Below are 24,746 nucleotides of genomic sequence, written 5' to 3'. Positions count from 1 at the left end.
ACCATCGCGGTGGCGGACTTCGTTGCTGAAGTACTGATTCAGCTACTGCTACAGATCAGACAGATCAGGCAAAACGACGAAGTGCTCTTCCGCACGAAGACGCGAACGTGAAAGGCGGCGGTTGCCGAAAGTCACAGAGCTGCATCAGCGGCCGGAAGAACGAGTGGTACTACCAGGTCGACTTCGATCCATGACAGCCCCACCTCCTCCGGCCGGTCCCTCGTAAGGGACGATCCATTCCCGCAAGGGAGTCTCACAAGGCGTCGGGGCTCGATCGCGACGCTTCTGCGTGCTGCCCCGACGACCCGGCCAGAGTACCAGCAGGCCGAAGTGTCAAGGCGCTGCTTTGCCCGGTACTGACGAGTTCTATGCTCGCCGCATGGCAGATGTTCTTCCTCTGGTCGAGGCCCGGTTGCGCAGCGCGCTGGGCGAGCCGGACGCGCGCGCGGCGGTCACCTTCCTCGGCACGGACCGCATCGAGGTGCTCCGCTTCACCGACGGGGACGTCGTCCGCTACGCCACCCTCGGCATGTCCGCCCAGCCGATGGGCGACCCCACCGCGATGCTCGCCGACCCCGTCAAGGGCCCGCGCGCCGAGCTGTTCCTCTCCGTACGGGCAGGGCTCGCCGAGACCGACAAGGTGCTCCGCCCGCTCGCCGTGCTCGCCGCTTCCCCGCAGGTCGAGGGCGTGGTCGTGGCGCCGGGCGCGTCCCTCGACGTGGGTGAACCCCTGTGGCCGGGCGCTCCGTTCACCTCGGTCCTGGTCGCCGAGCCGGGCGGCCTGGTCGAGGACCTGGAGCTCGACGAGCCCTTCGACCCGGTCCACTTCCTGCCGTTGCTCCCCATGACGCCGAACGAGGCCGCCTGGAAGCGCGTGCACGGCGCCCAGGCTCTCCAGGAGCGCTGGCTCACGAACGGGACGGACCTCCGGGATCCGTCCCGGAAGTCCGTCCCGCTGGAGTGAGCCTCGCGTGAGCAAGGTCACCAAGTGGTGGCCGGAAGGCGTCAGTTGGCGAAGACGGCCACGCTGTCCTCGGTCGCGTGCCTCGGCTCCAGCTCCTGTGCCTCGTGCGTGAGCGCCTTGCGCCGTACGACGACCACGAGCGCGCCCAGCGCCGCGGTCACCGCCGCCACCACGAACGGGATGTGGATGTTGCTCCACTCCTCGATCTTCGGCGCGAAGAACGGCGCCGCGGCGGCCGCGAACCAGCGCACGAAGTTGTATCCCGCGCTCGCCACGGGCCGCGGGGCGTCCGACACGCCGAGCGCCAGCTCCGTGTAGACCGTGTTGTTCACGCCGATGAAGGCACCCGACAGGATCGTGCAGACGATGGCCGCGGTGTGGTTGCCGTAGCCGAGGACGAGCACGTCCAGCGCGAGCAGGACCAGCGAACCGCCGAGCACCTTCAGCGAGCCGAACCGCTCCTGCAGACGCGGCGCGGCGAACACCGAGAAGACGGCGAGCAGCACACCCCAGGCGAAGAACACGGCACCCGACTTGTACGGGGTCATGTCCAGCACGAACGGGGTGAAGGCCAGCACGGTGAAGAACGTGTAGTTGTAGAAGAAGGACGAGATCGCGGCCGAGGCGAGCCCGCCGTGGCCGAGTGCCTTGATCGGGTCGAGCAGCGATGTCTTGCGGGCCGGCTTCGGCTGCTCCTTCAGGAACACCGTGATGCACAGGAAGCCGATCGCCATCAGGAAGGCCGTACCGAAGAACGGGTAGCGCCAGCTGGCGTCGCCGAGCAGGGCGCCGAGCAGCGGGCCGCACGCCATGCCGAGGCCGAGAGCGGACTCGTACAGCAGGATCGCCGCCGCGCTGCCGCCGGCCGCCGCGCCGACGATGACGGCGAGGGCCGTGGAGACGAACAGGGCATTGCCCAGGCCCCAGCCGGCCCGGAAGCCGACCAGTTCCTGGACCGAGCCCGAGGTGCCCGCGAGCCCCGCGAAGACCACGACGAGGGCGAGGCCGAGCAGGAGGGTCTTCTTGCCGCCGATGCGGCTGGAGACGAAGCCGGTGACCAGCATCGCGATCGCGGTGATCAGGAAGTACGAGGTGAACAGGAGGGAGACCTGGCTCGCCGTGGCGTCCAGGCCCTTCGCGATCGACGGCAGGATCGGGTCCACGAGTCCGATGCCCATGAAGGCGACGACGGATGCGCCCGCCGTCGCCCACACGGCCTTCGGCTGGCGCAGGATGCCGCCGGCTCCCGCATCGAAGGGGTCCATGGTCGTTCCTCCACTCGTCACGGAGATAGTTGGTATATGCACATAGTAAGTTAGGGCGGCTAATAAATGCAAGCTACATCTAGTTCTGCCTGGTGAAGCCGGGGCGAACCCGTTCGGTCCGGACGGGTGATCGTCCTTGACGTGGCGGAGCGAGGGTAGGACCGTGGGGCCCTATGAGGGGCGAACCCAGTTGCCCGAAGTGTGGTGGCCGGGTCAGGGCTCCCGGACTCTTCGCCGATTCCTGGCAGTGCGACGTGCACGGGACGGTGCATCCGCTGCAGCCCGCGATCCCGCCCAGCGTCGAGGCCCTCGATGTCGTGGTGCACCGCACGCAGGTGCCGGTCTGGATGCCGTGGCCGCTGCCGGTGGGCTGGCTGTTCACGGGAGTGGTCTGCGCCGGTGACGACCGCAGCGGTGGTCGCGCCACCGCCGTGGCGTGCACGGGGCCCGGGCCGCTCGGCGGGGTCGGCGAGCTGATCCTCGTGGCCGAGGAGCTCGGTGTCGGGCTCGGGGCGCGCTACGCGGGGATCGACGGGCCGGATCCGGGGCCGTACATGAGCGTGGAGAAGCCGCCGCAGGCGAAGGTGCTCGCCGCCGGCCGGCCGACTCCGCTGTGGCATGTCTCCGGGGCGCCGGAGGACCGGGCGGTGTTCGCGGGGGAGGCGCTGGGGCTGTGGCTCTGGGCCGTGGTGTGGCCCGAGCAGTCCGGGTTGCTGATGTACGACGAACTGGTGCTGACGGATCTGCGGGACGCCGGGGCCGAAGTGGAACTGGTGCCCTGCGGGGCGTTGTCGCCGCGCCTGCTGAAGCCCTGACTGCAGGGCCTGACTGTAGGGGTTGTACCCCCGCTGCGGGTGTGACAGGGGAGTCGGAAAATCCGGTTATCCTTGAGCGTCCTCCCCTGTTCCGTATCTGTTCCGTCAGCGTCTGGAGTCCGTGTCGTGCGTGTCGATCTGCACTGCCACTCCACCGCGTCCGACGGCACCGACACGCCCGCCGAGCTGGTGCGTAACGCCGCCGCTGCCGGGCTGGACGTCGTCGCCCTCACCGATCACGACACGACCCGCGGGTACGGCGAGGCCATGGCCGCGCTGCCCGCCGGGCTGACCCTCGTCACCGGGGCCGAGCTGTCCTGCCGGATCGACGGGGTCTCCCTGCACATGCTGGCCTACCTGTTCGACCCCGAGGAGCCGGAGCTGCTCGCCGAGCGGGAGCTCGTGCGGGACGACCGGGTGCCGCGGGCGCGCGGGATGGTGGCCAGGCTCCAGGAGCTGGGTGTGCCGGTCACCTGGGAGCAGGTGGCGCGGATCGCCGGAGACGGCTCGGTCGGACGGCCGCACGTGGCCACCGCGCTCGTCGAGCTCGGGGTCGTGGCGAGCGTGGACGACGCCTTCACGGGTGACTGGCTGGCCGACGGCGGCCGGGCCTACGTGGAGAAGCACGAGACCGACCCCTTCGAGGCGATCAGGCTCGTCAAGGGCGCGGGCGGGGTCACCGTCTTCGCCCATCCCGGCGCCAGCAAGCGAGGCCGCACCGTCCCGGAGTCCGCGATCGCCGAGATGGCGGCCGCCGGCCTCGACGGCATCGAGGTCGACCACATGGACCACGACGCGGACACCCGCGTACGGCTGCGCGGGCTCGCCGCCGACCTGGGACTGCTCGTCACCGGCTCCAGCGACTACCACGGCAGCCGCAAGACGGTCGCCCTCGGCGAGTACACGACGGACCCCGAGGTCTACGGCGAGATCACGCGACGGGCGACGGGCGCGTTCCCCGTCCCCGGTACCGGCGGAATCTGAGGCCCGACCCCGCCCTCCATCACCCGGCGTCGCAGGCCGTGCCTGTGCCCCTGCCCGGCTCCGTGTTCCACCCCATTCTGTAAGGCCAGTTCCGTCATGTTCGACGTCGCCGTCTTCGGCTCGCTCTTCCTCACCCTGTTCGTCATCATGGATCCCCCCGGGATCACCCCGATCTTCCTCGCGCTGACCGCCGGCCGGCCCGGCAAGGTGCAGAAGCGGATGGCCTTCCAGGCCGTCTGCGTGGCGGGCGGTGTCATCGCCGTCTTCGGGGTCCTGGGCCACCAGATCCTGGACTACCTGCATGTCTCCGTGCCCGCGCTGATGATCGCGGGCGGGCTGCTGCTCCTGCTGATCGCGCTCGACCTGCTCACCGGCAAGACCGACGAGCCGAAGCAGACCAAGGACGTCAACGTGGCGCTCGTACCCCTGGGCATGCCGTTGCTGGCGGGGCCGGGTGCGATCGTCTCCGTCATCCTCGCCGTGCAGAAGGCCCACAGCGTCGCCACCCAGGTCTCGGTGTGGGCGGCGATCCTCGCCATCCATGTCGTGCTGTGGCTGGTGATGCGGTACTCCCTGCTGATCATCAGGGTCATCAAGGACGGCGGGGTCGTGCTGGTGACCCGGCTCGCGGGCATGATGCTCTCCGCGATCGCCGTGCAGCAGATCATCAACGGGATCACCCAGGTGATCCGGGCGAGCTGAGCGGACCGCGGGACATGCGCAGAGCCCCCGCCCGGCGTCGATGCCGGGCGGGGGCTCTGAAGCTTCTGCGGTGATCCGCGTCTGTTACGAGGCCGAAGTGTCGGCCGGACGGATCCAGAGGCGCTGTCCTATGGCGGCGGCCTGCTGAACGATCCGGTTGACGGAGGCGGCGTCCACGACAGTGCTGTCCACGGGCGTGCCGTCGACGTCGTCGAGTCGCATGATTTCGAAGCGCATGGCTTCTCCCTTCGTCTGGTCATCCTCCTGCGGAGAATTACTGCGTACACAGGTAGTCAACGGGGTGCGTGTTACAAACATTCCCTACGCTAAAGAAATTTTTCGAACAGCTAACTACTGACCGGTAAGCGAGTCTTCTGGGACTCCTTGGGACCGGTTGTGTTCGCAGCGTGACCGCCGGGAGAATGGAGTCGATGAACGACGACCCGGCGTCCCTGAGCGCCCGCATCGACCGCACCAACGAGCTGCTCACGCGCATGCTCGCCGAGGTGGCGAAGACGCCCTCGACGCACGCGATCTTCGTCGACGCGGGATACCTCTACGCGGCCGCGGGACGTCTCGTCGCCGGCACCGAGGACCGTCGCGCCTTCGACCTCGACGCCGAGGGCCTGATCGAGGCCCTCATCGACCGGGCGCGGACCATCTTCGCGGACAGCAGACTGCTGAGGGTCTACTGGTACGACGGAGCGAGACGCCGTATCCACACGGCGGAGCAGCAGACCATCGCCGAACTCCCGGACGTGAAGGTCCGGTTGGGCAACCTCAACGCCAACAACCAGCAGAAGGGCGTCGACTCGCTGATCCGCTCCGACCTGGAGTCCCTGGCCCGGCACCGCGCGATCAGCGACGCGGCACTCCTGGGCGGGGACGAGGACCTGGTCTCGGCCGTCGAGGCGGCCCAGGGGTACGGCGCCCGCGTCCACCTGTGGGGCATCGAGGCACCGGAGGGCCGCAACCAGGCGGAACCGCTTCTGTGGGAGGTCGACAGTCAGCGCACCCTCGACCTCGACTTCTTCAAGCCCTACGTCTCACGGCGGGCCGCCGTCCCCTACGAGGCGTCGGCCACCCGGCCCACCCGCGAGGACGTCCGGTTCGTGGGCGCGCGGATCGCCGCGAAGTGGCTCGGGGAGCGGGGGCGGGCGGCGCTGCAGGAGCTCCTGCCCGGGCACCCCTATCTGCCGGGCTCGGTGGACCAGGACCTGCTGGTGGAGGCGGAGGGGCTGCTCCAGTACTCCCTGCGGGGACAGGCGGACCTGCGGCGGGCGCTGCGGGACGGGTTCTGGGAGCACCTGCAGGGACAGTACTGACCGCCTACCGGTCGAGCGCGTCCCAGAAGCCGGCCAGGGCGTGGGCCGTGGGCAGGGGCTCGTCGGCGTTGGGGGAGTGGTCGGCTCCGGGGATCACCGTGCGGCGCGCGCGCAGTCGTACGGCCATGTCGTCCAGGAGCTGAACCGGCCAGGTGTCGTCCTGTGAGCCGGACAGGACGTGGAACGGCAGCGGGACGGCGGCCAGTTCGCCGACCAGGTCCGGCTCCGTGCACAACTGGCGGCCCGTCGCGAGGAGTTGGGCGGGCTTGTTGCCGAGCCAGCGGCGGCGCAGCTGTACGACGTCCCCGATGCCCTTGGCGGGGCCGCCGACCTCCTCGGGCGGGCCCATGGCCAGGATCGCGTCCCACACCTCGGCCATCGTCATCACACCGAGCGCGTCCCGCAGCAGTTTCACACGCTGCTGCTGGGAGTCGGAGATCTGCGCGGGGCCGGAGGAGACGAGCGTGAAGGAGAGGAAGGGCGAGTGGTCGAGCAGGACGGCGGCGCGTGCGATCTGGCCGCCCAGCGAATGCCCGACCAGGTGCACCCGGGTGCCGAGAGCGGCGGCCTGGGCGAGCACGTCACGCGCCAACTCGGCCCGTGCGTAAGCGGATTCGTCGCTCTGTGGCCCGTCCGACTCGAACTGCCCCCGCCCGTCCACGGCCACGACCCGGTAACCGCGCGCGGTGAGCGGCTCGTGGAGCAGCGTGAAGTCCTCCTTGCTCCCCGTGAAGCCGGGCAGCAGCAGCGCGGTGCCCCGGGGCGCGACACCGGGGGCCACGGCCGATTCCACCACCGCGAACTCACCGCGTGCGGTGCGCAGGGGGTAGGCGCGGGCGCCGGGCGGCGGGGTGAAGACGGCTCGGGTGCTCACCGGGTGAGGGTATCCGGCGGGGGTGGCGGGGCGGCGTCGTAGGGGGTGCCGTGCGGGGTGCCCCCGGGGACGGGACGGCTGCGGGATCGTCGTGGCTCGTCGCGCAGTTGTGGGTGGGTGTCGTCGGCGCCCGCTGCCAAGGGCTGGTTCCGGATACGCCGACGGCCCGGCCCCTTCGGTGAAGGGACCGGGCCGTCGGTGTCGGATCAGCTGTCCGCGGGCTCCGCGGCGGCCGTCTTGCGGGTCCGTCGGCGCGGGGCGGCGGCCTTCGGCTCCTGGTCCGCCTGGGCCGGGATCTCGGCGGTCACCGCGGGCTCGGCGGCCTTGCGGGTGGTACGCCGACGGGGCTTGGCCTCCGCCGTGTCCGTGGCGGCCTCGGCAGCCGGCGCGGCCGCCGTCTTGCGGGTGCGGCGCGGCTTGACCTCCGCGGTCTCCGTGGCGTCGGCCACGGCCTCCGCCGGGGCGACCGTGGTCTTGCGGGTGCGGCGCGGCTTGGTGACCGTGCCTTCCGCGGTGTCCACTGCGGCTACCGCCGCCTCGGCCGTCTTCGCGGTGGTCGCCGCCTTGCGGGTCCGCCGGGGCTTGGCCACCTCGGCGGTCTCCGGCTCCGGAGCCGCCTGCACCGGGATCTCGGCGGTCACCGCGGGCTCGGCGGCCTTGCGGGTGCGGCGGCGCGGCTTGGCTTCCGTGGCCTCGGCCGTGTCCACCGCCGTCTGGGCGGCTTCGGCGGCGGGGGCCGCGGCAGCCGCCTTGCGGGTGCGGCGCGGCTTGGCCTCGGTGGCCTCGGCCGTGTCCACCGCGGTCTCGGCGGCGGTCGTGGCGGCGGTCGCGGTCTTGCGGGTGCGGCGCGGCTTGGTCGCCACGGCGTCAGCGGTCTCGGCGACCGCCTCCGTCGCCTCGGTCGCGGTCGTGGTCTTGCGGGTGCGGCGCGGCTTGGTGACCGTGCCTTCCGCGGTGTCCACTGCCGCCTCGGCCGCTTCGGCGGCGGGAGCGGTGACCGGGGCCTTCCGCGTCCGGCGCGGCTTGGTCTCGGTGGCCTCGGCCGTGTCCACGGCGGCCTCGGCGGGGGCCGCCGCAGCCGTCTTGCGGGTGCGGCGCGGCTTGGTGGCCGGGGCCGCCTCCACCGGTGCGGTCTCGGCGACCGGGGCGGCCTCCACGACCGGGGCGGTCTCGACGACCGTCTCCACCGCGGCCGGCGTCTCCGCGGACTTGCGGGTCCGGCGGCGGCGCGGCTTGGCCGGGGTCTCGGCGCCGAGGGACGGGCCCTCCGCCGTCGTGACGGCCGACTCCGCGGGCTCGGACACGGTCGGCTCGACCGCCGGCGCTGCCGTGGTCACCGCGGCCGGCGCCGCGTCGGACGCTGCGCCGCGGGTGCGGCGACGGCGGCGCGGGGTGCGGGTGGCGGTGGCGTCCTCGACCGCGGTGGTCTCCGACGGGGCGACCGCCTCGGCGGGGGCGTTCGCGTCCAGCGGGGTTCCGCCACGGGTACGGCGGCGACGGCGGGGCGTACGGTCCGAGCGCTCGCGGTCGGCGGAGCGGGACTCGTCCCGGCCACCCCGTCCGCGACCCCGGTCACGGTCACCTCGGTCGCGGTCGCCGCGGCCGCGTGCACCGCGTCCGCCCGGCTCGCCCAGGTCCTCGAGCTCCTCCGCGTCGAGCCCGGCGCGGGTGCGCTCGGCCCGCGGCAGGACACCCTTGGTGCCCGCCGGGATCCCCAGCTCCTCGTAGAAGTGCGGGGAGGTGGAGTACGTCTCCGGCGGATCGTTGAAGTTGAGCTCCAGCGCCTTGTTGATCAGCTGCCAGCGCGGGATGTCGTCCCAGTCGACGAGGGTGATGGCGATGCCCTTGGCACCCGCGCGACCGGTACGGCCGATGCGGTGCAGGTACGTCTTCTCCTCTTCGGGGGACTGGTAGTTGATGACGTGCGTGACGCCCTCGACGTCGATACCGCGGGCGGCGACGTCGGTGCAGACGAGGACGTCCACCTTGCCGTTGCGGAAGGCGCGCAGCGCCTGTTCGCGGGCGCCCTGGCCCAGGTCGCCGTGGACCGCGCCGGCGGCGAAGCCGCGCTGCTGGAGCTGATCGGCCAGGTCTGCCGCGGTGCGCTTGGTGCGGCAGAAGACCATGACCAGCCCCCGGCCGTCGGCCTGCAGGATGCGCGCGACCATCTCGGGCTTGTCCATGTTGTGCGCCCGGTACACGTGCTGCTTGGTGTTCGCGACCGTGCGGCCCGCGTCGTCGGGCGACGTGGCGTTGATGTGCGTGGGCTGCGACATGTAGCGGCGCGCGAGGCTGATGACGGCGCCCGGCATGGTCGCCGAGAACAGCATCGTCTGGCGGCGGACCGGCAGCATGTTGATGATCTTCTCGACGTCGGGCAGGAAGCCCAGATCGAGCATCTCGTCGGCCTCGTCGAGGACGAGCGCCTTGATGTGGCCGAGGTTGAGCTTCTTCTGGCCCGCGAGGTCCAGGAGCCGGCCCGGGGTGCCGACGACGACGTCGACGCCCTTCTTGAGGGCCTCGACCTGGGGCTCGTAGGCGCGGCCGCCGTAGATCGCGAGAACGCGGACGTTGCGTACCTTGCCCGCGGTCTGCAGGTCGTTGGTGACCTGGGTGCACAGCTCGCGCGTGGGGACGACGACGAGCGCCTGCGGGGCGTCGGTCAGCGCCTCGGGCACGGCGCGGCCGGCCTCGACGTCGGCGGGGACGGTGACGCGCTCAAGGAGCGGGAGGCCGAAGCCCAGCGTCTTGCCGGTGCCGGTCTTGGCCTGGCCGATGACGTCGGAGCCCGAGAGGGCCACCGGGAGCGTCATCTCCTGGATGGGGAAGGGGTTGATGATGCCGACGGCTTCGAGGGCCTCGGCCGTCTCGGTCAGAATCCCGAGATCGCGGAAGGTCGTAGTCAGGGTGCTGCCTCTTCTGTGTGCGCGGTGCGAGGCGAGCGCGGGGGTCGTCTACCGTGCTGGGGACGTCGGCTGCCTTACGGGCTAAGCCGTAATGGCACGGGACCACTGCCGACGCTCTAGCGCTCGTACCGCTGAGGGTCCCCCTCCGAACTCCGTACGCACTGTGCCGTACGGGCGAGGAGGGCTGTCGGGTCGGAGCCGATCGGGCCACCGACCGGGCATCCTCATACGTGCGGCCTGTCGAGGTACGGCACACTCACGAAGTGCCGTCGTACCAGCAGGCGCATTACCACCATACCCCGGAATCGTGCACATGTGATGGCCGATTTGGTCACGTAGTCGTCGTCACAGTGATTGACCAGGGCCTTACACCGTTCGGAGAGCGGGCTATTGTGCGCTTCATGACGACCTCTGACAAGCCCGACAACGCCTCCGAGACCCCTGCCGAAGCCACCGTCGAGCGCACCGGTGTCGCCGCCCAGGACTGGACGAAGGCCGCCGCCGACCCGCAGTACCGAGCCGCGGTCGTCGACCTGCTCGGCGCGCTCGCGTACGGCGAGCTGGCGGCCTTCGAGCGGCTCGCGGAGGACGCCAAGCTGGCGCCGACGCTGTCGGACAAGGCGGAGCTGGCGAAGATGGCGTCGGCGGAGTTCCACCACTACGAGAAGCTGCGCGACCGGCTGACGGAGATCGGCGAGGAGCCGACGCTGGCGATGGAGCCCTTCGTCGCGGCACTCGACGGCTTCCACCGGCAGACGGCGCCCTCGGACTGGCTGGAGGGGCTCGTCAAGGCGTACGTCGGCGACTCGATCGCCAGTGACTTCTACCGGGAGGTCGCCGCGCGGCTCGACACGGACTCGCGCGAGCTGGTGCTGGCCGTCCTCGACGACACCGGGCACGCCGGGTTCGCCGTCGAGAAGGTGCGGGCGGCGATCGACGCGGAGCCGCGCGTGGGCGGGCGACTCGCCCTGTGGGCACGGCGGTTGATGGGGGAGGCACTCTCGCAGTCGCAGCGGGTCGTCGCGGACCGGGACGCGCTGTCGACGATGCTCGTCGGGGGCGTCGCGGACGGGTTCGACCTCGCCGAGGTGGGGCGGATGTTCTCCCGGATCACGGAGGCACACACCAAGCGGATGGCTGCGCTCGGGTTGGCGGCGTAGCGCATAGCGCGCAGGGGTTCGGCTCGGGGGCCGTCCTACGGCCCCTGCGGCCGCGGTGACCGACCGGTGCCGTTCGGTGCCGGTCCGTTGTTTCGCTGCGGCCGCTGGAGGTGCGGGGCTGTGGACGCGGCTGCGGATGGTGCACTGGGGTGCGGCGGGGGCGTGCGGCGGGTGCCGTGGGGCGACAGTGCTACGGGCACTGGTCTGCGAGCCATCGGTCGACTGGTCGCGGGGGCACGGTGGAGCCCTGGGTACTGGTGGCGGCGCTTTCCGCTCATGCCGCCGCTGAGCCGGCGGGCGGATGGGGCCGCCAGGTGGCGGTGTTGCGGGGCCGCTGGTCGCGGCTGCGTGGCGGGACGGCCGTGTCGTTCTGTTCCGGACGTGGTGGGTCCCTTGTCGTATCGCTCCGGTGAGGCGGCGCGCTGGCTACGAGCAAGGCGCTGGTGCTGCGGGGCTTCGACCACGGCTGGCCGGTGTGTCCCGGGACGGGGTTGGGGCCTTGGTGTACCGCTCAGCGGAGTCGACGGGTGCTTTTCGCTCACGTGAGCCGCTGAGCTGATGGGTCTGCAAGGCGGTGGTGTTGCGCGGCGCCCCGCCCCGTGGTTGATCCTTCTGGCGTAGCCGCCCGGGGAGGCTACGGGCGCTTCCCGCTCACGCCGTCGCCGAGCGGCGGAGTCTTCCCGACGGGCGCAGGAGGAGCGACAGGGAGGCGACCGAGACGACGGCCGCGCCCAGGAGGATCAGCAGGATGTTGCCCGGGTCCAGCGCGGTGTGCGTCACGAAGGCGCCGAAGAGGGCTCCCGCGGTTCCCGTCGCGAGGACCAGGGAACGGGTCGGCAGCCGGTGGGAGAGGCGGTGCGCCGCCACTCCAGCCAGCACGAGACCGAGCAGTGCGGAGCCGAGCGCTTCGATCAACATCATGGGGTCCCTCCCACACGGCCACACTGCGCATTACGGTCGTAGCCCGTCATACCCGTGACCTGCGGAATGCAATCCTCCCGCGGGGGCCGTTCGTGCTCCGTCCGGGGAGGAAAAAAATCCCTCTCACGGGCACCTGCCCACCTGCACATCGCACGAAGAGGGGCCCGGCGACTTCCGGTCGCCGGGCCCCTCTTCGTCTGTCTGCCTACAGCGCGCCGAAGCCCACCTTGCGCGGAGCCGGCTCGCCGAGCTCGACGTACGCGAGACGGTCGGCCGGGACGAGGACCTTGCGGCCGTGCTCGTCCACCAGGCTCAGCAGCTGAGTCTTGCCGGCCAGGGCCTCCGCCACCGCCCGCTCGACCTCCTCGGCGCTCTGACCGCTCTCCAGAACGATCTCGCGGGGCGCGTGCTGCACGCCGATCTTGACCTCCACGGCTATGTCCCTCCGACGGTCAGTGAAGTGCGCGACCTTCCGCGCCGTACCCAGCACACATTAGCCCGGTGAGGGGACGTACACGCTCCGCCCAAGAACGCCAACAGCGAACATCGGGCGGGAACAAACGACCCGCACGCGCGCGTGCGGGTCGTTCGTGAGGTTCCCTGCCCGTCAGTGGTGCTCCGTGCCGTGCAGCGGGAATCCGGCGATGCCCCGCCACGCCAGCGACGTCAGCAGCTGGACCGCCTGATCGCGCGGGACGCTGCGGTCGCTGTGCAGCCAGGACCGGGCCACCACCTGGGCGAGCCCGCCGAGGCCCGACGCGAGCAGCATCGACTCCGCGCGCGAGAGACCGGTGTCCTCGGCGATCACGTCACAGATCGCCTCGGCGCACTCGTTCGTGACCTTGTCGACGCGCTCGCGCACCGCCGGCTCGTTCGTCAGGTCCGACTCGAAGACCAGGCGGAAGGCACCGCCGTCGTCCTCGACGTACGCGAAATAGGCGTCCATGGTCGCCCGTACGCGCTGCTTGTTGTCGCTCGTCGACGCGAGCGCGGTGCGCACCGCCTGGATCAGGGACTCGCAGTGCTGGTCCAGCAGTGCGAGATAGAGGTCGAGCTTGCCCGGGAAGTGCTGGTAGAGCACCGGCTTGCTGACGCCGGCCCGCTCGGCGATGTCGTCCATCGCGGCCGCGTGGTAGCCCTGTGCCACGAAGACTTCCTGCGCGGCACCCAGCAGCTGGTTCCGTCGGGCACGGCGCGGCAGGCGCGTCCCCCTCGGGCGTGCCGCCTCTGTCTGCTCGATGGCTGTCACGCCGCCTCCCAATGTCGTCCACATGCGGTGTGCGCCGCGCCGCCATCGTACTTTTCGGTAACCCTGCTGTGCGCGGTGCGAACGCAGAATTTCACGGACCGGACGGTGACGAAAACCACACAAAGGTTTCAAGTCGGCATCTAGCGGGCAGGGGTGATCCTCCTCCCGCTCGGGAATGCCCTGATGAGCAGCGTCGCCGCCGACGTCACCGATGGCCGTCCGTCAGCGATAGTCGTCCTCGTCGATCGAGACGACCCTGGCCTGTTCGACGAGGTCGGCCTCGTTGGCCCGGTCGGGGTCGACGCCGGTCAGCGGGTCGTCGCGGTCGGGGGTGAGGTCGGTGTGCTGTTCGGCTGCGTCGACCTCGGGGGCCTCGACGGCGATCTCGACGGCGTCGTCCCCCTCGAAGGCCTCCGGGTCGGTGAAGGTCTCGGGGTCGGTCGGGTCGTAGGCCATGGTGGGCTCCCTTCCTAGAACGTCCCTGATGTGCACAGGGGGCCACATTCGGGTGCCCTGCGTACGAGCCTAGGAGACACACGATCTGGACGCCATGCGATGTACGTGCCGCGCCGGGCCCTTCGCGCCCCCTCCCGCCTCGTACAGGTGCTCTGTGATGGCGAACACATGAACCACTGCGTGATCGTCTCGTAACATTGCCGCATGTCTTCGACCGAGCTGCCCTTCGTGCCGCCCGCCACCGTTCTTCCAAAAGTGGCACCTGTCAGGGTCGGTGAGGGCGAGCGGCTGAGGTCGGTGGGGCTGCCGGGGATCACGCTGACGGTGCGTTCGAGGCCGCCCGCGCGCGAGGGGCTGCCGCCCGCGTTGTTCGTCCACGGCCTCGGCGGTTCCTCGCAGAACTGGTCGGCGCTGATGGAGCAGTTGGAGGGCGACCTCGACGGTGAGGCCGTCGACCTGCCCGGCTTCGGCGACTCCCCGCCGCCGGACGACGGCAACTACTCGATCACCGCTCACGCGCGCGCGGTCATCCGCCTCCTCGACGCCTCCGGGCGCGGGGCCGTCCATCTCTTCGGGAACTCCCTCGGCGGCGCGGTGTCCACGCGCGTCGCTGCGGTGCGGCCCGACCTGGTGCGCACCCTCACCCTCGTCTCGCCGGCCCTCCCGGAGCTCCGCGTCCAGCGCACCGCCGTGCCCACGGGGCTGCTGGCGCTGCCCGGCGTGGCCGGCCTGTTCACCCGGTACAGCAGGGGCTGGACGGCCGAGCAGCGCGTCCGGGGGGTCACGGCCCTGTGCTACGGCGACCCCGGCCGGGTCAGTCCTGAGGGCTTCCAGCACGCGGTGGAGGAGATGGAACGGCGGCTGCAACTGCCGTACTTCTGGGACGCGATGACACGTTCCGCGCGCGGGCTGGTGAACGCGTACACGCTGGGCGGCCAGCACGCGCTGTGGCGCCAGGCCGAGCGGGTCCTCGCACCCACGCTGCTCGTCTACGGCGGCCGTGACCAGCTCGTCGGCTTCCGGATGGCGCAGAAGGCGGCCCGTACCTTCCGCGACTCCCGCCTGCTGACCCTGCCGGAGGCGGGGCATGTGGCGATGATGGAGTACCCGGAGACGGTGGCGGGCGCATTTCGGGAGTTCGCCGCGGACAAGGGAGCTTCCGACGGTTCCGTGGGAGGCTCTGAGCGGCGTGACGGCTCCGCGGGTGCCTCCGGTGAGGGGAACCCGGGTGACGGGGCGGGCGCCGCCACGGCTTCCGGCGACGGGGCCGACACCACCATCATGGGGAGCTGAGGCGCGGCGTGGGACGCCACAGTCGACGCGGGCCCGCTCCCAAGAAGGGGCCCGACAAAGGCAGTTCGGGCAAGGGCGGTACCGGCCAGACGGCCGCAGAGGCGGCCCGGAGCACGACGGGTTGGGAGCGGACACAGGCTTCCCCCGCTTCGGCACCCCAGGCTGCTCGGCAGGGGATGCCGGGGGGCCGGGGGCCTGAGTACGGCCCCCCGGGGACCGGCCCGGGCGGCGACACCGCCGGGCGCCGAGTTCCGGCGCAGGGCGGCCCGAGGCTGCCTGACGGGACGCCCGCGCACGGCTTCCCCCGGATCCCGGACGGCATGACGCCCGGCTCCGGCCCCGGTTCCGCTCGCGTTCCGGGGGGTACCCCTGCGCACGGCCTGCCTCGGCTGCCGGACGGCACACCCGCGCACGGGTTTCCGCGGCTGCCGGACGGCACGCCCGCTCATGGCTTTCCGCGGCTTTCCGACGGCACGCCCGCGCGTGGAGTTCCGCGGGTGCCGGACGGGCAGGCCGGTCAGGGTGCGCGGCGGTCCCCGGACGGTACGCCTCCGCGTGGCTCCGCTCGGCTGCCGGAGGGCACACCGGCGCGTGGAGTTCCGCGGCTGCCGGACGGCACGCCCGCGCGAGGAGTTCCCCGGCTTTCCGACGGCACGCCCGCCCAGGGCGTGCCACGGGTTCGCGGGGGGCATCCCGAGCAGCGTGAATCCGGGGGTGGCTGGGGGGACTTGAGCGGTCAGGGGCCGGGCGGTCGCACCGCCGGACCCGGGGGCGCTCCGCCGCGGCAGCGGCAGGGTCCTCCGGGATCGAGGTCGGGGCCGCGACAGGACTACGTCGACGCGTTCGACGACGACGTCGAGGTCTTCGCCCCCGGCGGTCCTCGTCGTCCAGGCGGCCCCGGCCCGGTGCCCGGGAACGGTCCCGTCAGAGGCGCCGGAACGTCCACCGCCGCACACCCCTCCGACTCGTACGGCCGCGTCACCGACCGGTCCGACGACACCGACCTCCGCACCGAGCACACCGACGCGGACACGTACCCCGACGGTGGCGGCGACGACACCGGGCCGCCGGACGACCAGCCGCCGGCGGCCAAGGGCGGCAAGGGCCGGGCGTTCACCGGCATCGCGGCCGCCGCCGTCGTCACCGTGCTCGCCGTCGTCGTGGCCGGACAGGTCACCGACACCCGGGACACCGCCTCGGGCGCGTGGTCCGCCACCGACCAGGCGCGAGATGCCCGGGACCCGGCCACCGGCGCGGCCGGACAGCCCTCGCCGTCGTCCTCGGTCGCCGTGGCGCCGCTGACTTATGAGCAGAAGATGGCCACGAAGTACCCGCTCAGCGCGAAGCTCGACGGCTCCGGGAAGTTCGACGCGGTCCCGGGCGTCGACAAGGCGCCCGGCAAGGGACAGAAGTACACCTACCGCGTGGACGTGGAACAGGGGCTCGGACTCGACGGCGGGCTCTTCGCCGAGGCCGTGCAGAAGACGCTCAACGACGACCGCAGCTGGGCCCACGCCGGCGCCCGGACCTTCGAGCGCATCTACTCCGGAAAGCCCGACTTCGTGATCACCCTCGCCAGCCCCGGCACCACGGCCGACTGGTGTGCCAAGTCCGGCCTCGACACGACGGAGGACAACGTCTCGTGCGACTCGGCCGCCACCGAACGCGTGATGATCAATGCGTATCGATGGGCGCAGGGATCAACCACCTACGGTGATCGGATCCATGCGTACCGGCAGATGTTGATCAACCATGAAGTCGGCCACCGCCTCGGCTACTCCCATGTGACGTGCGACAAGAACGGCGAGCTCGCGCCGGTCATGCAGCAGCAGACCAAGTTCCTCGACCACGACGGGATCCACTGCCGACCCAACCCCTGGGCCTATCCGGGGAGTTGACACAAGGTGCAGATGTCACATTGACATGTGTTGATCGGTCGTACATATTTCTGCCCATGTGGTCCAGTCATGCCGTCGAGAGCAGCGCCGCGATTCAGCTGGCGCTCATCGGCGTGACCCCGCTCTGCGTGGCCGACATCCTCTGTCGCTGACGCCCGCCCCCAGGCGCGCGCGTCGCGAATCCCGCATTTTTCCGTGACCTGAGGTCACGGCCTTTCCGACGACCCGACGCCGGGGCAGACGTCTGTCCACTTTCGTCTCACCCTTCGGCAATCCGTCTCGTCATTCGAGACACGTCATGCGAGAGGTCGTCTCCGATGCGTCACCCGTCCCTCACAGCGCGCCGTGTGGCCGCGGTATCCGTAAGCCTGGTTCTGGCAGCGGGCGCCGCCGCCTGCGGCCCTGCGGACAACGATGCCAAGAGCTCCGGTGGTGACTCCACGCCCCACAAGGGCGGCACCCTGACGGTCCTGAACGCCAACCCGCAGCAGGACTTCGACCCGGCCCGCCTCTACACCTCGGGCGGCGGCAACGTCCCCTCGCTCGTCTTCCGCACCCTCACCACCCGCAACCGCGAGGACGGCGCCGCCGGTGCCAAGGTCGTCCCCGACCTCGCCACCGACACCGGGCGCCCCAGCAAGGACGCGACCGTGTGGACGTACACCCTGAAGAAGGGCCTCAAGTACGAGGACGGCACCGCGATCACCTCGGCCGACATCAAGTACGGCATCGAGCGCTCCTTCGCGCCCGAACTCTCCGGCGGCGCCCCCTATCTGCGGGACTGGCTGGTCGGCGCGGCCGACTACCAGGGGCCGTACAAGGACAAGAAGGGCCTCGCGGCGATCGGGACGCCGGACGAGCGCACCCTCGTCTTCCACCTGAACAAGCCCGAGGGCGAGTTCCCGTACCTGGCCACGCAGACGCAGTTCACGCCGGTCCCCAAGGCCAAGGACACCGGCACGAAGTACGAGGAGCACCCGGTCTCGTCCGGGCCGTACAAGGTCGTCTCGAACCAGAACGACGGTGAGCGTCTCGTCCTGGAGCGCAACACGTACTGGTCCGCCTCGACGGACGCCGAGCGCAAGGCGTACCCGGACCGGATCGACGTCAAGTCCGGGCTCGACTCGTCGGTGATCAACCAGCGGCTGTCGGCGTCCCAAGGGGCGGACGCGGCCGCGGTCACCACGGACACCAACCTCGGCCCGGCCGAACTCGCCAAGGTGACGGGCGACAAGGAGCTCGCGTCCCGCGTGGGCACCGGCCACTTCGGCTACACCAACTACATAGCGTTCAACCCGAGGGTCAAGCCGTTCGACGACGTCAGGGTGCGGCAGGCGATCTCGTACGCCATCGACCGCTCCTCCGTGGTCAACGCGGCCGGCGGCAGCGCGCTCGCCGAGTCCGCCACCACCTTCCTGCCGAACCAGAAGTCATTCGGCTACGAGCCGTACGACCTCTTCCCGGCGGGTGCGACGGGCAACGCGGCGAAGGCCAAGGAGCTGCTGAAGGAGGCCGGCCACCCGAACGGGCTGACGGTCACCCTGACGCACTCCAACGCCAAGGACTTCGAGACCAGCCCCGAGATCGCGACCGCCGTCCAGGACGCGCTCAAGAAGGCCGGCATCACGGTCAAGCTCCAGGGCCTTGAGGAGAACGACTACTCGGACACGGTCCACAGCGTGAAGACCGAGCCGGGCTTCTTCCTCGCCCACTGGGGTGCCGACTGGCCCTCCGGCGGTCCCTTCCTCGCCCCGATCTTCGACGGCCGGCAGATCGTCAAGGACGGCGCGAACTTCAACACGGGCCTGCTCGACGACAAGTCGGTCAATGCCGAGATCGACGCGATCAACAAGTTGACCGATCTTGACGCCGCCGCCAAGCGATGGGGTGCACTGGACAAGAAGATCGGCGAACAGGCACTGACCGTCCCGCTGTTCCACCCGGTCTACAAGCGCCTGTACGGCAAGGACATCAAGAACGTCGTGATCAGCGACTGGACCGGTGTTCTGGACATCTCGCAGGTCGCGGTCAAGTAACCCGATGAGCGAGGCACTTGTCGCCACCGAGGTCCCCGGGGCAGCCGTCCCGGGGGCCTCGGGGGCCCGTCAGTTCTGGCGTCGGCTGCGGGCGCAGCGCGCCGCCATGGTCGCGGCCGTCGTCGTCGCACTGCTCGTCCTGGTCGCCCTCGCGGCGCCCCTGCTCACCGCGCTGGAGGGCCAGGACCCGACCACCTACCACCCCTCCCTGATCGACTCCGCGCGCGGAGGCGTGCCCATCGGGTCCTTCGGCGGCGTCAGCGGGGACCACTGGCTCGGCGTCGAGCCCCAGACCGGACGCGACCTGTTCGCACGGCTCGTGTACGGCGCCCGGGTCTCCCTGGGCGTCGCCCTGGCCGCGACCGCCGTACAGGTCTTCCTCGGTGTCGTGGTCGGCGTCGCGGCCGCGCTCGGCAACCGATGGGTTGATCAACTGTTGAGCCGGGTCACCGACATCATCGTGGCCATGCCTTTGATGATCATGGCCTTGGCGCTGCTGGCCATCGTGCCGGGCAGCTTCCCCAGGCCGGTCCTGGTCGCGCTCATCATCGGCTTCGTCGCCTGGGGCACGATCGGCAAGATCGCGCGCGCCCAGACCCTCACCCTCAAGGAGCTCGACTACGTGGCCGCCGCCCGGCTCAGCGGCTGGGGCACCCTGCGGATCGCCCGCCGGGAACTGCTGCCCGGTCTCGCCGCGCCCGTGATCACCTACGCGGCCCTCATGGTGCCCGCCAACATCGGCATCGAGGCGTCCCTGTCCTTCCTCGGCGTCGGCGTCAGGCCGCCCACCCCGTCGTGGGGACAGATGCTCACCTCGGCCGACGTCTGGTACCAGGCGGCCCCGCAGTACCTGCTGCTGCCCGCCGCCGCGCTGTTCGTCACCGTCCTCGCGCTCACCGTCCTCGGCGACGGTGTCCGCACCGCCCTCGACCCCCGCGCGGCCTCCCGGCTGCGCATCGGCACGGGCCGCAGGCAGGAGTCCAAGGCCGACCTGTCCGAGGCCGGCAACCTCGACGGCGACGAGCCCAAGGTCCATGAGCCCGAGACCGCCAGGGAGGGCACCGCATGAGCGGCTTCACCGCGTTCGCCCTGCGCCGGGCGGTGAGCGCCGTACTCACCCTGCTCGCCCTCTCGGTGATCATCTACGTCGTCTTCTACGCCACCCCCGGCAACGTCGCCCAGATCACCTGCGGCCCGCGCTGCTCGCCGGAGCAGGTGCACCAGGTGGCTCAGCAGCTCCGGCTCGACGACCCGCTGTACCTGCGCTACTGGCACTTCCTCCAGGGCATCGTCGCCGGCCACGACTACTCCACCGGCACCTCCGTCGAGCACTGCCCGGCGCCCTGCCTCGGGCTGTCGTACCAGAGCGACCAGCAGGTCACGCGGATCATCCTGGACAAGCTGCCCGTCAGCCTGTCGCTGGTGGTCGGCGCGATGGTGCTCTGGCTGCTGCTGGGCGTCGGTACCGGCGTGCTCTCCGCCTGGCGGCGCGGCCGGTTCACCGAGCGCGCGCTGACCGGCATCACGCTCGCCGGGGTCGCCACGCCCGTGTTCGTCATCGGCCTGGTCCTGATGATCGTGGTCTGCGGACAGCTGGAACTGCTGCCCTTCCCGGAGTACGTCCCCTTCGCCGACGATCCCGAGCAGTGGATGTGGGGCCTGCTGCTGCCCTGGGTCACCCTCGCCCTGGGCGAGGCGGCCTACTTCGCCCGGCTGACCCGCGCGTCGATGCTGGAGACGCTCGCCGAGGACCACATCCGCACCTTTCGGGCCTACGGCGTCGGCGAGCGGTCGATCGTCGGTCGGCACGCCCTGCGCGGCGCCCTGGCCCCGATCATCGCCCTGAACGCCAACGACTTCGGCAGCGCGGTCGGCGGGGCCGTCCTCGTCGAATCGCTGTTCGGCCTGCCCGGCATCGGCCAGGAACTGGTCCACGCCGTGACCGTCATCGACCTGCCGGTCGTCGTCGGCATGGTCCTGGTCATCGGCTTCTTCGTGGTGCTCGCCAACGCCGTCGCGGACGTCCTGTACGCGGTGGCCGACCGACGGGTGGTGCTCGCATGAGTCTCGTCCATGTCACGGACCTGACCGTCGGCTTCGGCGACCTGCGCGCCGTCGACGGCCTCTCCTTCCGCCTGGAGCAGGGCGCGGCCCTCGCCCTGGTCGGCGAGTCCGGCTCCGGCAAGTCCACCGTCGCCTCGGCCCTGCTCGGGCTGCACCGCGGCACGGGCGCGCGCGTGGGCGGCTCCGTCGAGGTCGCCGGAGTGGACGTACAGCGGGCGTCGGACGACGAACTGCGGCGGCTGCGGGGCGCGAAGGCCGCGATGGTCTTCCAGGACCCGCTGTCGTCCCTGGACCCGTACTACGCGATCGGCGACCAGATCGCCGAGGTGTACCGCGTGCACACGCGTGTGTCGCGACGAGCGGCACGCGCGCGTGCCGTGGAGGTGCTGGACCGGGTCGGCATCCCGGACGCCGTACGGCGGTCCCGGTCCCGTCCGCACGAGTTCAGCGGCGGCATGCGCCAGCGCGCCCTCATCGCGATGGCACTGGCCTGCGAGCCCCGTCTGCTGATCGCCGACGAGCCGACGACCGCGCTCGACGTGACCGTCCAGGCCCAGATCCTCGACCTGCTGCACACGCTGCGCCAGGAGACCGGCATGGGCCTGCTGCTCGTCACGCACGACGTGGGCGTCGCCGCCGGCAGCGTCGACGACGTCCTGGTCATGCGGCACGGCCGCGCGGTCGAGCGGGGGCCGGTCGCCGCGGTGCTCGGGGCGCCGGGACAGGCGTACACCCGCGAACTGCTCGCCGCGGTACCGCGCGTGGACGCCCCGCGGACACCTTCCCCGGCGCCCGGCGAGGTGGTCCTCGAAGCGAAGGGCCTGCGACGCGAGTTCGGCCGCGGCAAGAGGGCCTTCGCGGCCGTCGACGACGTCTCGCTGACCGTCCGCCGGGGCGAGACCCTCGGCGTCGTCGGTGAGAGCGGCAGCGGCAAGACCACCCTGGGGCGGATGCTGGTCGGCCTGCTGGAGCCGACGGCGGGGGAGGTCCGCCACGACGGCCACGCGCGCGTGGGCGTCGACCCGGCCGTGCAGATGGTCTTCCAGGACCCCGTCTCCTCCCTCAACCCCCGCCGCAGCGTGGGCGAGTCCATCGCCGACCCGCTCCGCGCGCGGGGCGAGAGGGACGAGAAGCGGATCAGGGGGCGCGTGCGGGAGCTCCTGGAGCGCGTGGGGCTCGAAGGGGCGCACTACGACCGCTACCCGCACGAGTTCAGCGGCGGCCAGCGCCAGCGCGTGGGCATCGCCCGGGCGCTCGCGGCCGACCCGCGCGTCATCGTCTGCGACGAACCGGTCTCCGCCCTCGATGTCACCACCCAGGCCCAGGTGGTGGCCCTGCTCGGTGAGCTGCAGCGGGAGCTCGGACTCGCGCTGGTGTTCGTCGCGCACGACCTCGCCGTCGTACGCCAGGTCAGCGACCGCGTCGCCGTGATGCGGCACGGCCGGATCGTCGAACAGGGCCCGGCCGACGAGGTCTACGACAGCCCCCGGGACCCGTACACAAGGCAGTTGCTGGCCGCCGTACCGGCGCTCGATCCGCGGATCGCGGCCCGGCGCCGGGCGGAACGGCGGGAAGTGGCCGTGACCTGACGTTCCGTGTCCGGGTGATCTCTTAGCGCGACCGAACGCGACCCGCACCGGAAAGTTACGAGCGTTCACCCCTTCTGGTGGCGCGATGGACAACCGTCCGTCGCGCCACCGCCTTGTCCGCATACCTTCGTCCCGCTGCGAGCCGCCGAGCCAACGGCGGCTCCTCATACGGGAGATCGGGGGTGCACTCGTGCGCATAGGACTGCTTACGGAGGGTGGCTATCCATATGTGAGCGGTGACGCCAGACTCTGGTGCGACCGGCTCGTGCGCGGGCTCGAGCAGCACGAGTTCGACATCTACGCGCTCAGCCGCAGCGAGCACCAGGAGGACGAGGGCTGGGTCCACCTGCCACCGCAGGTCGGCAGGGTCATCACCGCCCCGCTGTGGACCGCGGAGGACGACGGCGTCGTGTACGGGCGGCGCGCGCGCCGCCGGTTCGCCGAGTGGTACGGCGCATTGGCGTCCGCACTGTGCGAGGGGGCGGTCGGCGACGCCTCGGGGGAGTCGTCGGCCGCTGAGGCGGACCGTTTCGCCAGCGCCCTGTACGGACTCGCCGAACTCGCCCGCGACGAGGGCGGGCTGGTGGGAGCGCTCCGCTCCGAGACCGCCGTACGCGCGTTGGAGCGCGCCTGTCGTGCGCCCGGCGCCCGGCAGACGGCGCGCGCGGCGCGGGTACCGGAACTGCTCACCGTGGCCGGCCACCTGGAGCGCGCCCTGCGCCCCCTGTCGCTCGACTGGTACGAGGACGACGGCCTCGGCGCGGTCGACCTGTGCCACGCGACCTCCGGCGGACCGGCCGCCCTGCCCGGGCTCCTCGCGCACCACTTCTGCGGTGTGCCGCTGCTGGTCACGGAGTACGGGGTGCGACTGCGCACGCACTACCTGGCCGACACCGAGTCCCCGCCCGCCGTACGGACCCTGCTCACCGCCTTCCACGGCCGGCTCGCCACCGAGACCTACCGGCGGGCGGCGGTCGTCACACCCGGCAACACCCACGCCCGCCGCTGGCAGGAGCGCTGCGGCGCCGACCGCGAGAAGCTGCGCACGGTCTACCCGGGCATGGACGCCACCCGCTTCACGGAGGTGGGCGAGTCCGCCGAGTGCGTGGACCCGGACACCCTGGTCTGGGTCGGCCGGGTCGAACCCGCCAAGGACCTGATCTCGCTGCTGCACGCCTTCGCCGAGGTCCGCAAGGAGGAGCCCAAGACCCGGCTGAGAATCGTCGGCGCGCCCACCGGTGCCGAGGGCGCGGCCTACCTCGGGCACTGCAAGGCGCTGGCCGCGCAGCTCTTCCCCGACGAGGCGGAGGGCCTGCACGCCGTCGGTGACAACCCCGTCCGCTTCGAGGAGATCGGCGGGCCCGAGGTGCCGACGCTCGCCGATGCCTACGCCTCGGGTGCGGTCACCGTCCTGTCCAGCGTCGTCGAGGGCTTCCCGATCACCCTCGTCGAAGCCATGTTCTGCGGCCGGGCCACGGTGTCCACCGACGTCGGCGCGGTCGTGGAGGTCATCGGCGGCACCGGGCTCGTCGTCCCGCCCCGCAATCCGAAGGCGCTCGCGGAGGCGTGCGTCACGCTGCTGCGCGACCCCGAGCGCCGTGAACGCCTGGGCGCCGCCGCACGCGCCCGAGCGCTCGAACTGTTCACCGTGGAACAGAACATCACGGCATTTCACGGCATTTACCTGGAGATCGTCTCGCACACCCCCGTCCGCCGGGTCGTCCTGGACGGCACCGGTGAGCCCCTGCCCTTCGCCGCCCCCGCCGAGGCCCATGTACCCGGCCGCTGGACGGAGCACAGGACCGAGCACGGCACCCGTCTCGCGGCCCGCGGTGGCCCCGGCTGGGCCGCGGGCCCCCCGGTCAGCGCGACGCCTCCCTTCGCCGCCCCGGAAGGAGCGACCGGATGAGCGAGGTGGGACTCGACCGCCCGGGCACCCCGGGCACTCCTGACGCGGCGGAAGGCTCCGGGGCGCCGGAGGGGGGCAGGGGAGCCGAGGTCTTCGGGGACGGCTCCGGTAAGTCCTCGGTGTCCGGGGAGGGTTGCGGTGACATTGAGGCGACCGGCGGGTCCAAGGCGACCGGTGGGCCCGAGGTGCCCGGTGCGTCTGGGGCGTCGCGCGACTCCGAGGTGTCCGGTGAGGCCGCAGTCTCCGGAGGCTCCGACGCGCCTGGCGGGGCCGAGGCGTCCGGCGAGCCCGAGGTGTCAGGTGATTCCGGTGTGTCCGGCGAACCCAAGACGTCCG

At 71.5% G+C, this 24,746-nt stretch carries 22 protein-coding genes; 14 read left to right on the top strand and 8 right to left on the bottom strand.

The window, feature by feature from the left end; all coding sequences use genetic code 11:
- Positions 1-379 precede the first annotated feature (379 nt).
- On the top strand, positions 380-964 hold the full coding sequence (locus AQI94_RS08680; RefSeq protein ID WP_031061017.1) for a suppressor of fused domain protein: 585 nt from the start codon (positions 380-382) through the stop codon (positions 962-964).
- Positions 965-1,005: 41 nt separating this feature from the next.
- Here the strand turns inward: AQI94_RS08680 and AQI94_RS08675 are convergent, their stop codons facing one another.
- On the bottom strand, positions 1,006-2,229 hold the full coding sequence (locus tag AQI94_RS08675; RefSeq protein ID WP_031061015.1) for an MFS transporter: 1,224 nt from the start codon (positions 2,227-2,229) through the stop codon (positions 1,006-1,008).
- Positions 2,230-2,402: 173 nt separating this feature from the next.
- Here AQI94_RS08675 and AQI94_RS08670 point away from each other — a divergent pair, with 173 nt between their 5' ends.
- From AQI94_RS08670 to AQI94_RS08660, 3 genes are all read left to right on the top strand, one after another.
- Entirely contained in the window at positions 2,403-3,044 is a 642-nt protein-coding gene (locus AQI94_RS08670) for a DUF6758 family protein (protein WP_031060999.1), read from the top strand.
- 126 nt (positions 3,045-3,170) lie between these two features.
- Entirely contained in the window at positions 3,171-4,028 is an 858-nt protein-coding gene (locus tag AQI94_RS08665) for a PHP domain-containing protein (RefSeq protein WP_031060996.1), read from the top strand.
- A 96-nt stretch (positions 4,029-4,124) separates the two neighbouring features.
- Entirely contained in the window at positions 4,125-4,730 is a 606-nt protein-coding gene (locus tag AQI94_RS08660; protein ID WP_031060994.1) for a MarC family protein, read from the top strand.
- Positions 4,731-4,814: 84 nt separating this feature from the next.
- Here AQI94_RS08660 and AQI94_RS43900 read toward each other — a convergent pair whose 3' ends face one another.
- A complete protein-coding gene (locus tag AQI94_RS43900; RefSeq protein WP_007384531.1) occupies positions 4,815-4,967 on the bottom strand; it encodes a hypothetical protein in 153 nt (50 codons plus the stop codon).
- A 194-nt stretch (positions 4,968-5,161) separates the two neighbouring features.
- On the opposite strand from AQI94_RS43900, the gene AQI94_RS08655 reads away from it, so the two are divergent.
- Positions 5,162-6,055 carry an NYN domain-containing protein gene (locus AQI94_RS08655; protein WP_031060991.1) on the top strand — a complete coding sequence of 298 codons (894 nt, stop codon included), beginning with the start codon at positions 5,162-5,164 and terminating at the stop codon, positions 6,053-6,055.
- Positions 6,056-6,059: 4 nt separating this feature from the next.
- Here the strand turns inward: AQI94_RS08655 and AQI94_RS08650 are convergent, their stop codons facing one another.
- Positions 6,060-6,929 (bottom strand): alpha/beta fold hydrolase, encoded by an 870-nt coding sequence (locus AQI94_RS08650; protein WP_031060988.1) that lies wholly within the window; start codon positions 6,927-6,929, stop codon positions 6,060-6,062.
- 206 nt (positions 6,930-7,135) lie between these two features.
- Entirely contained in the window at positions 7,136-9,742 is a 2,607-nt protein-coding gene (locus AQI94_RS08645) for a DEAD/DEAH box helicase (RefSeq protein WP_062229662.1), read from the bottom strand.
- A gap of 485 nt (positions 9,743-10,227) precedes the next feature.
- On the opposite strand from AQI94_RS08645, the gene AQI94_RS08640 reads away from it, so the two are divergent.
- Positions 10,228-10,995, top strand: coding sequence for a ferritin-like fold-containing protein (locus AQI94_RS08640; protein ID WP_031058840.1), 768 nt, complete (start codon positions 10,228-10,230; stop codon positions 10,993-10,995).
- Positions 10,996-11,646: 651 nt separating this feature from the next.
- On the opposite strand, the gene AQI94_RS08635 is transcribed toward AQI94_RS08640, so the two are convergent.
- The 4 genes from AQI94_RS08635 to AQI94_RS08620 form a co-directional block, all read right to left on the bottom strand.
- Complete coding sequence (locus AQI94_RS08635; RefSeq protein ID WP_031058843.1) at positions 11,647-11,913, bottom strand: hypothetical protein; 267 nt, start codon at positions 11,911-11,913, stop codon at positions 11,647-11,649.
- A 208-nt stretch (positions 11,914-12,121) separates the two neighbouring features.
- Positions 12,122-12,349 (bottom strand): DUF3107 domain-containing protein, encoded by a 228-nt coding sequence (locus AQI94_RS08630; protein WP_031058845.1) that lies wholly within the window; start codon positions 12,347-12,349, stop codon positions 12,122-12,124.
- 174 nt (positions 12,350-12,523) lie between these two features.
- Positions 12,524-13,165 (bottom strand): TetR/AcrR family transcriptional regulator, encoded by a 642-nt coding sequence (locus AQI94_RS08625; RefSeq protein WP_007384538.1) that lies wholly within the window; start codon positions 13,163-13,165, stop codon positions 12,524-12,526.
- A 222-nt stretch (positions 13,166-13,387) separates the two neighbouring features.
- Positions 13,388-13,621, bottom strand: coding sequence for a hypothetical protein (locus tag AQI94_RS08620; protein ID WP_031058850.1), 234 nt, complete (start codon positions 13,619-13,621; stop codon positions 13,388-13,390).
- 204 nt (positions 13,622-13,825) lie between these two features.
- Between AQI94_RS08620 and AQI94_RS08615 the strand changes: the two genes are divergently transcribed.
- The 8 genes from AQI94_RS08615 (at position 13,826) to AQI94_RS08585 (ending at position 24,410) form a co-directional block, all read left to right on the top strand.
- The gene (locus AQI94_RS08615; protein WP_031058853.1) at positions 13,826-14,914 is read left to right on the top strand and encodes an alpha/beta fold hydrolase; all 1,089 of its coding nucleotides are present in this window, start codon (positions 13,826-13,828) and stop codon (positions 14,912-14,914) included.
- A gap of 8 nt (positions 14,915-14,922) precedes the next feature.
- The gene (locus AQI94_RS45515) at positions 14,923-16,812 is read left to right on the top strand and encodes a DUF3152 domain-containing protein (RefSeq protein WP_225890165.1); all 1,890 of its coding nucleotides are present in this window, start codon (positions 14,923-14,925) and stop codon (positions 16,810-16,812) included.
- A gap of 56 nt (positions 16,813-16,868) precedes the next feature.
- Positions 16,869-16,964, top strand: coding sequence for an Ms4533A family Cys-rich leader peptide (locus tag AQI94_RS46375; RefSeq protein WP_311714713.1), 96 nt, complete (start codon positions 16,869-16,871; stop codon positions 16,962-16,964).
- A 165-nt stretch (positions 16,965-17,129) separates the two neighbouring features.
- The gene (locus tag AQI94_RS08605) at positions 17,130-18,848 is read left to right on the top strand and encodes an ABC transporter substrate-binding protein (RefSeq protein ID WP_031058859.1); all 1,719 of its coding nucleotides are present in this window, start codon (positions 17,130-17,132) and stop codon (positions 18,846-18,848) included.
- 4 nt (positions 18,849-18,852) lie between these two features.
- The gene (locus AQI94_RS08600; RefSeq protein WP_031058861.1) at positions 18,853-19,917 is read left to right on the top strand and encodes an ABC transporter permease; all 1,065 of its coding nucleotides are present in this window, start codon (positions 18,853-18,855) and stop codon (positions 19,915-19,917) included.
- The gene (locus AQI94_RS08595) at positions 19,914-20,912 is read left to right on the top strand and encodes an ABC transporter permease (protein WP_031058864.1); all 999 of its coding nucleotides are present in this window, start codon (positions 19,914-19,916) and stop codon (positions 20,910-20,912) included. Before AQI94_RS08600 ends, AQI94_RS08595 begins: the two co-directional genes overlap by 4 nt.
- Positions 20,909-22,501: a dipeptide ABC transporter ATP-binding protein gene (locus AQI94_RS08590; protein WP_031058867.1), complete on the top strand. Its 1,593-nt coding sequence runs from the start codon at positions 20,909-20,911 to the stop codon at positions 22,499-22,501. Before AQI94_RS08595 ends, AQI94_RS08590 begins: the two co-directional genes overlap by 4 nt.
- 190 nt (positions 22,502-22,691) lie before the next feature.
- Positions 22,692-24,410: a DUF3492 domain-containing protein gene (locus tag AQI94_RS08585; protein WP_078902962.1), complete on the top strand. Its 1,719-nt coding sequence runs from the start codon at positions 22,692-22,694 to the stop codon at positions 24,408-24,410.
- Positions 24,411-24,746: the final 336 nt, after the last annotated feature.

The organism is Streptomyces pseudovenezuelae (assembly GCF_001513955.1).
Lineage (GTDB): Bacteria > Actinomycetota > Actinomycetes > Streptomycetales > Streptomycetaceae > Streptomyces > Streptomyces pseudovenezuelae.
The sequence above is the reverse complement of the archived record's forward strand: the minus strand, read 5'-3'. Positions and strand labels throughout refer to the sequence as shown.

Coding starts and splice junctions, on each gene's coding strand:
- AQI94_RS08680 (WP_031061017.1), top strand. CDS start 380: ATGGCAGATGTTCTTCCTCTGGTCGAGGCCCGGTTGCGCAGCGCGCTG.
- AQI94_RS08675 (WP_031061015.1), bottom strand. CDS start 2,229: ATGGACCCCTTCGATGCGGGAGCCGGCGGCATCCTGCGCCAGCCGAAG.
- AQI94_RS08670 (WP_031060999.1), top strand. CDS start 2,403: ATGAGGGGCGAACCCAGTTGCCCGAAGTGTGGTGGCCGGGTCAGGGCT.
- AQI94_RS08660 (WP_031060994.1), top strand. CDS start 4,125: ATGTTCGACGTCGCCGTCTTCGGCTCGCTCTTCCTCACCCTGTTCGTC.
- AQI94_RS43900 (WP_007384531.1), bottom strand. CDS start 4,967: ATGCGCTTCGAAATCATGCGACTCGACGACGTCGACGGCACGCCCGTG.
- AQI94_RS08655 (WP_031060991.1), top strand. CDS start 5,162: ATGAACGACGACCCGGCGTCCCTGAGCGCCCGCATCGACCGCACCAAC.
- AQI94_RS08645 (WP_062229662.1), bottom strand. CDS start 9,742: ATGACGCTCCCGGTGGCCCTCTCGGGCTCCGACGTCATCGGCCAGGCC.
- AQI94_RS08635 (WP_031058843.1), bottom strand. CDS start 11,913: ATGTTGATCGAAGCGCTCGGCTCCGCACTGCTCGGTCTCGTGCTGGCT.
- AQI94_RS08620 (WP_031058850.1), bottom strand. CDS start 13,621: ATGGCCTACGACCCGACCGACCCCGAGACCTTCACCGACCCGGAGGCC.
- AQI94_RS08615 (WP_031058853.1), top strand. CDS start 13,826: ATGTCTTCGACCGAGCTGCCCTTCGTGCCGCCCGCCACCGTTCTTCCA.
- AQI94_RS46375 (WP_311714713.1), top strand. CDS start 16,869: ATGTGGTCCAGTCATGCCGTCGAGAGCAGCGCCGCGATTCAGCTGGCG.
- AQI94_RS08605 (WP_031058859.1), top strand. CDS start 17,130: ATGCGTCACCCGTCCCTCACAGCGCGCCGTGTGGCCGCGGTATCCGTA.
- AQI94_RS08600 (WP_031058861.1), top strand. CDS start 18,853: ATGAGCGAGGCACTTGTCGCCACCGAGGTCCCCGGGGCAGCCGTCCCG.
- AQI94_RS08595 (WP_031058864.1), top strand. CDS start 19,914: ATGAGCGGCTTCACCGCGTTCGCCCTGCGCCGGGCGGTGAGCGCCGTA.
- AQI94_RS08590 (WP_031058867.1), top strand. CDS start 20,909: ATGAGTCTCGTCCATGTCACGGACCTGACCGTCGGCTTCGGCGACCTG.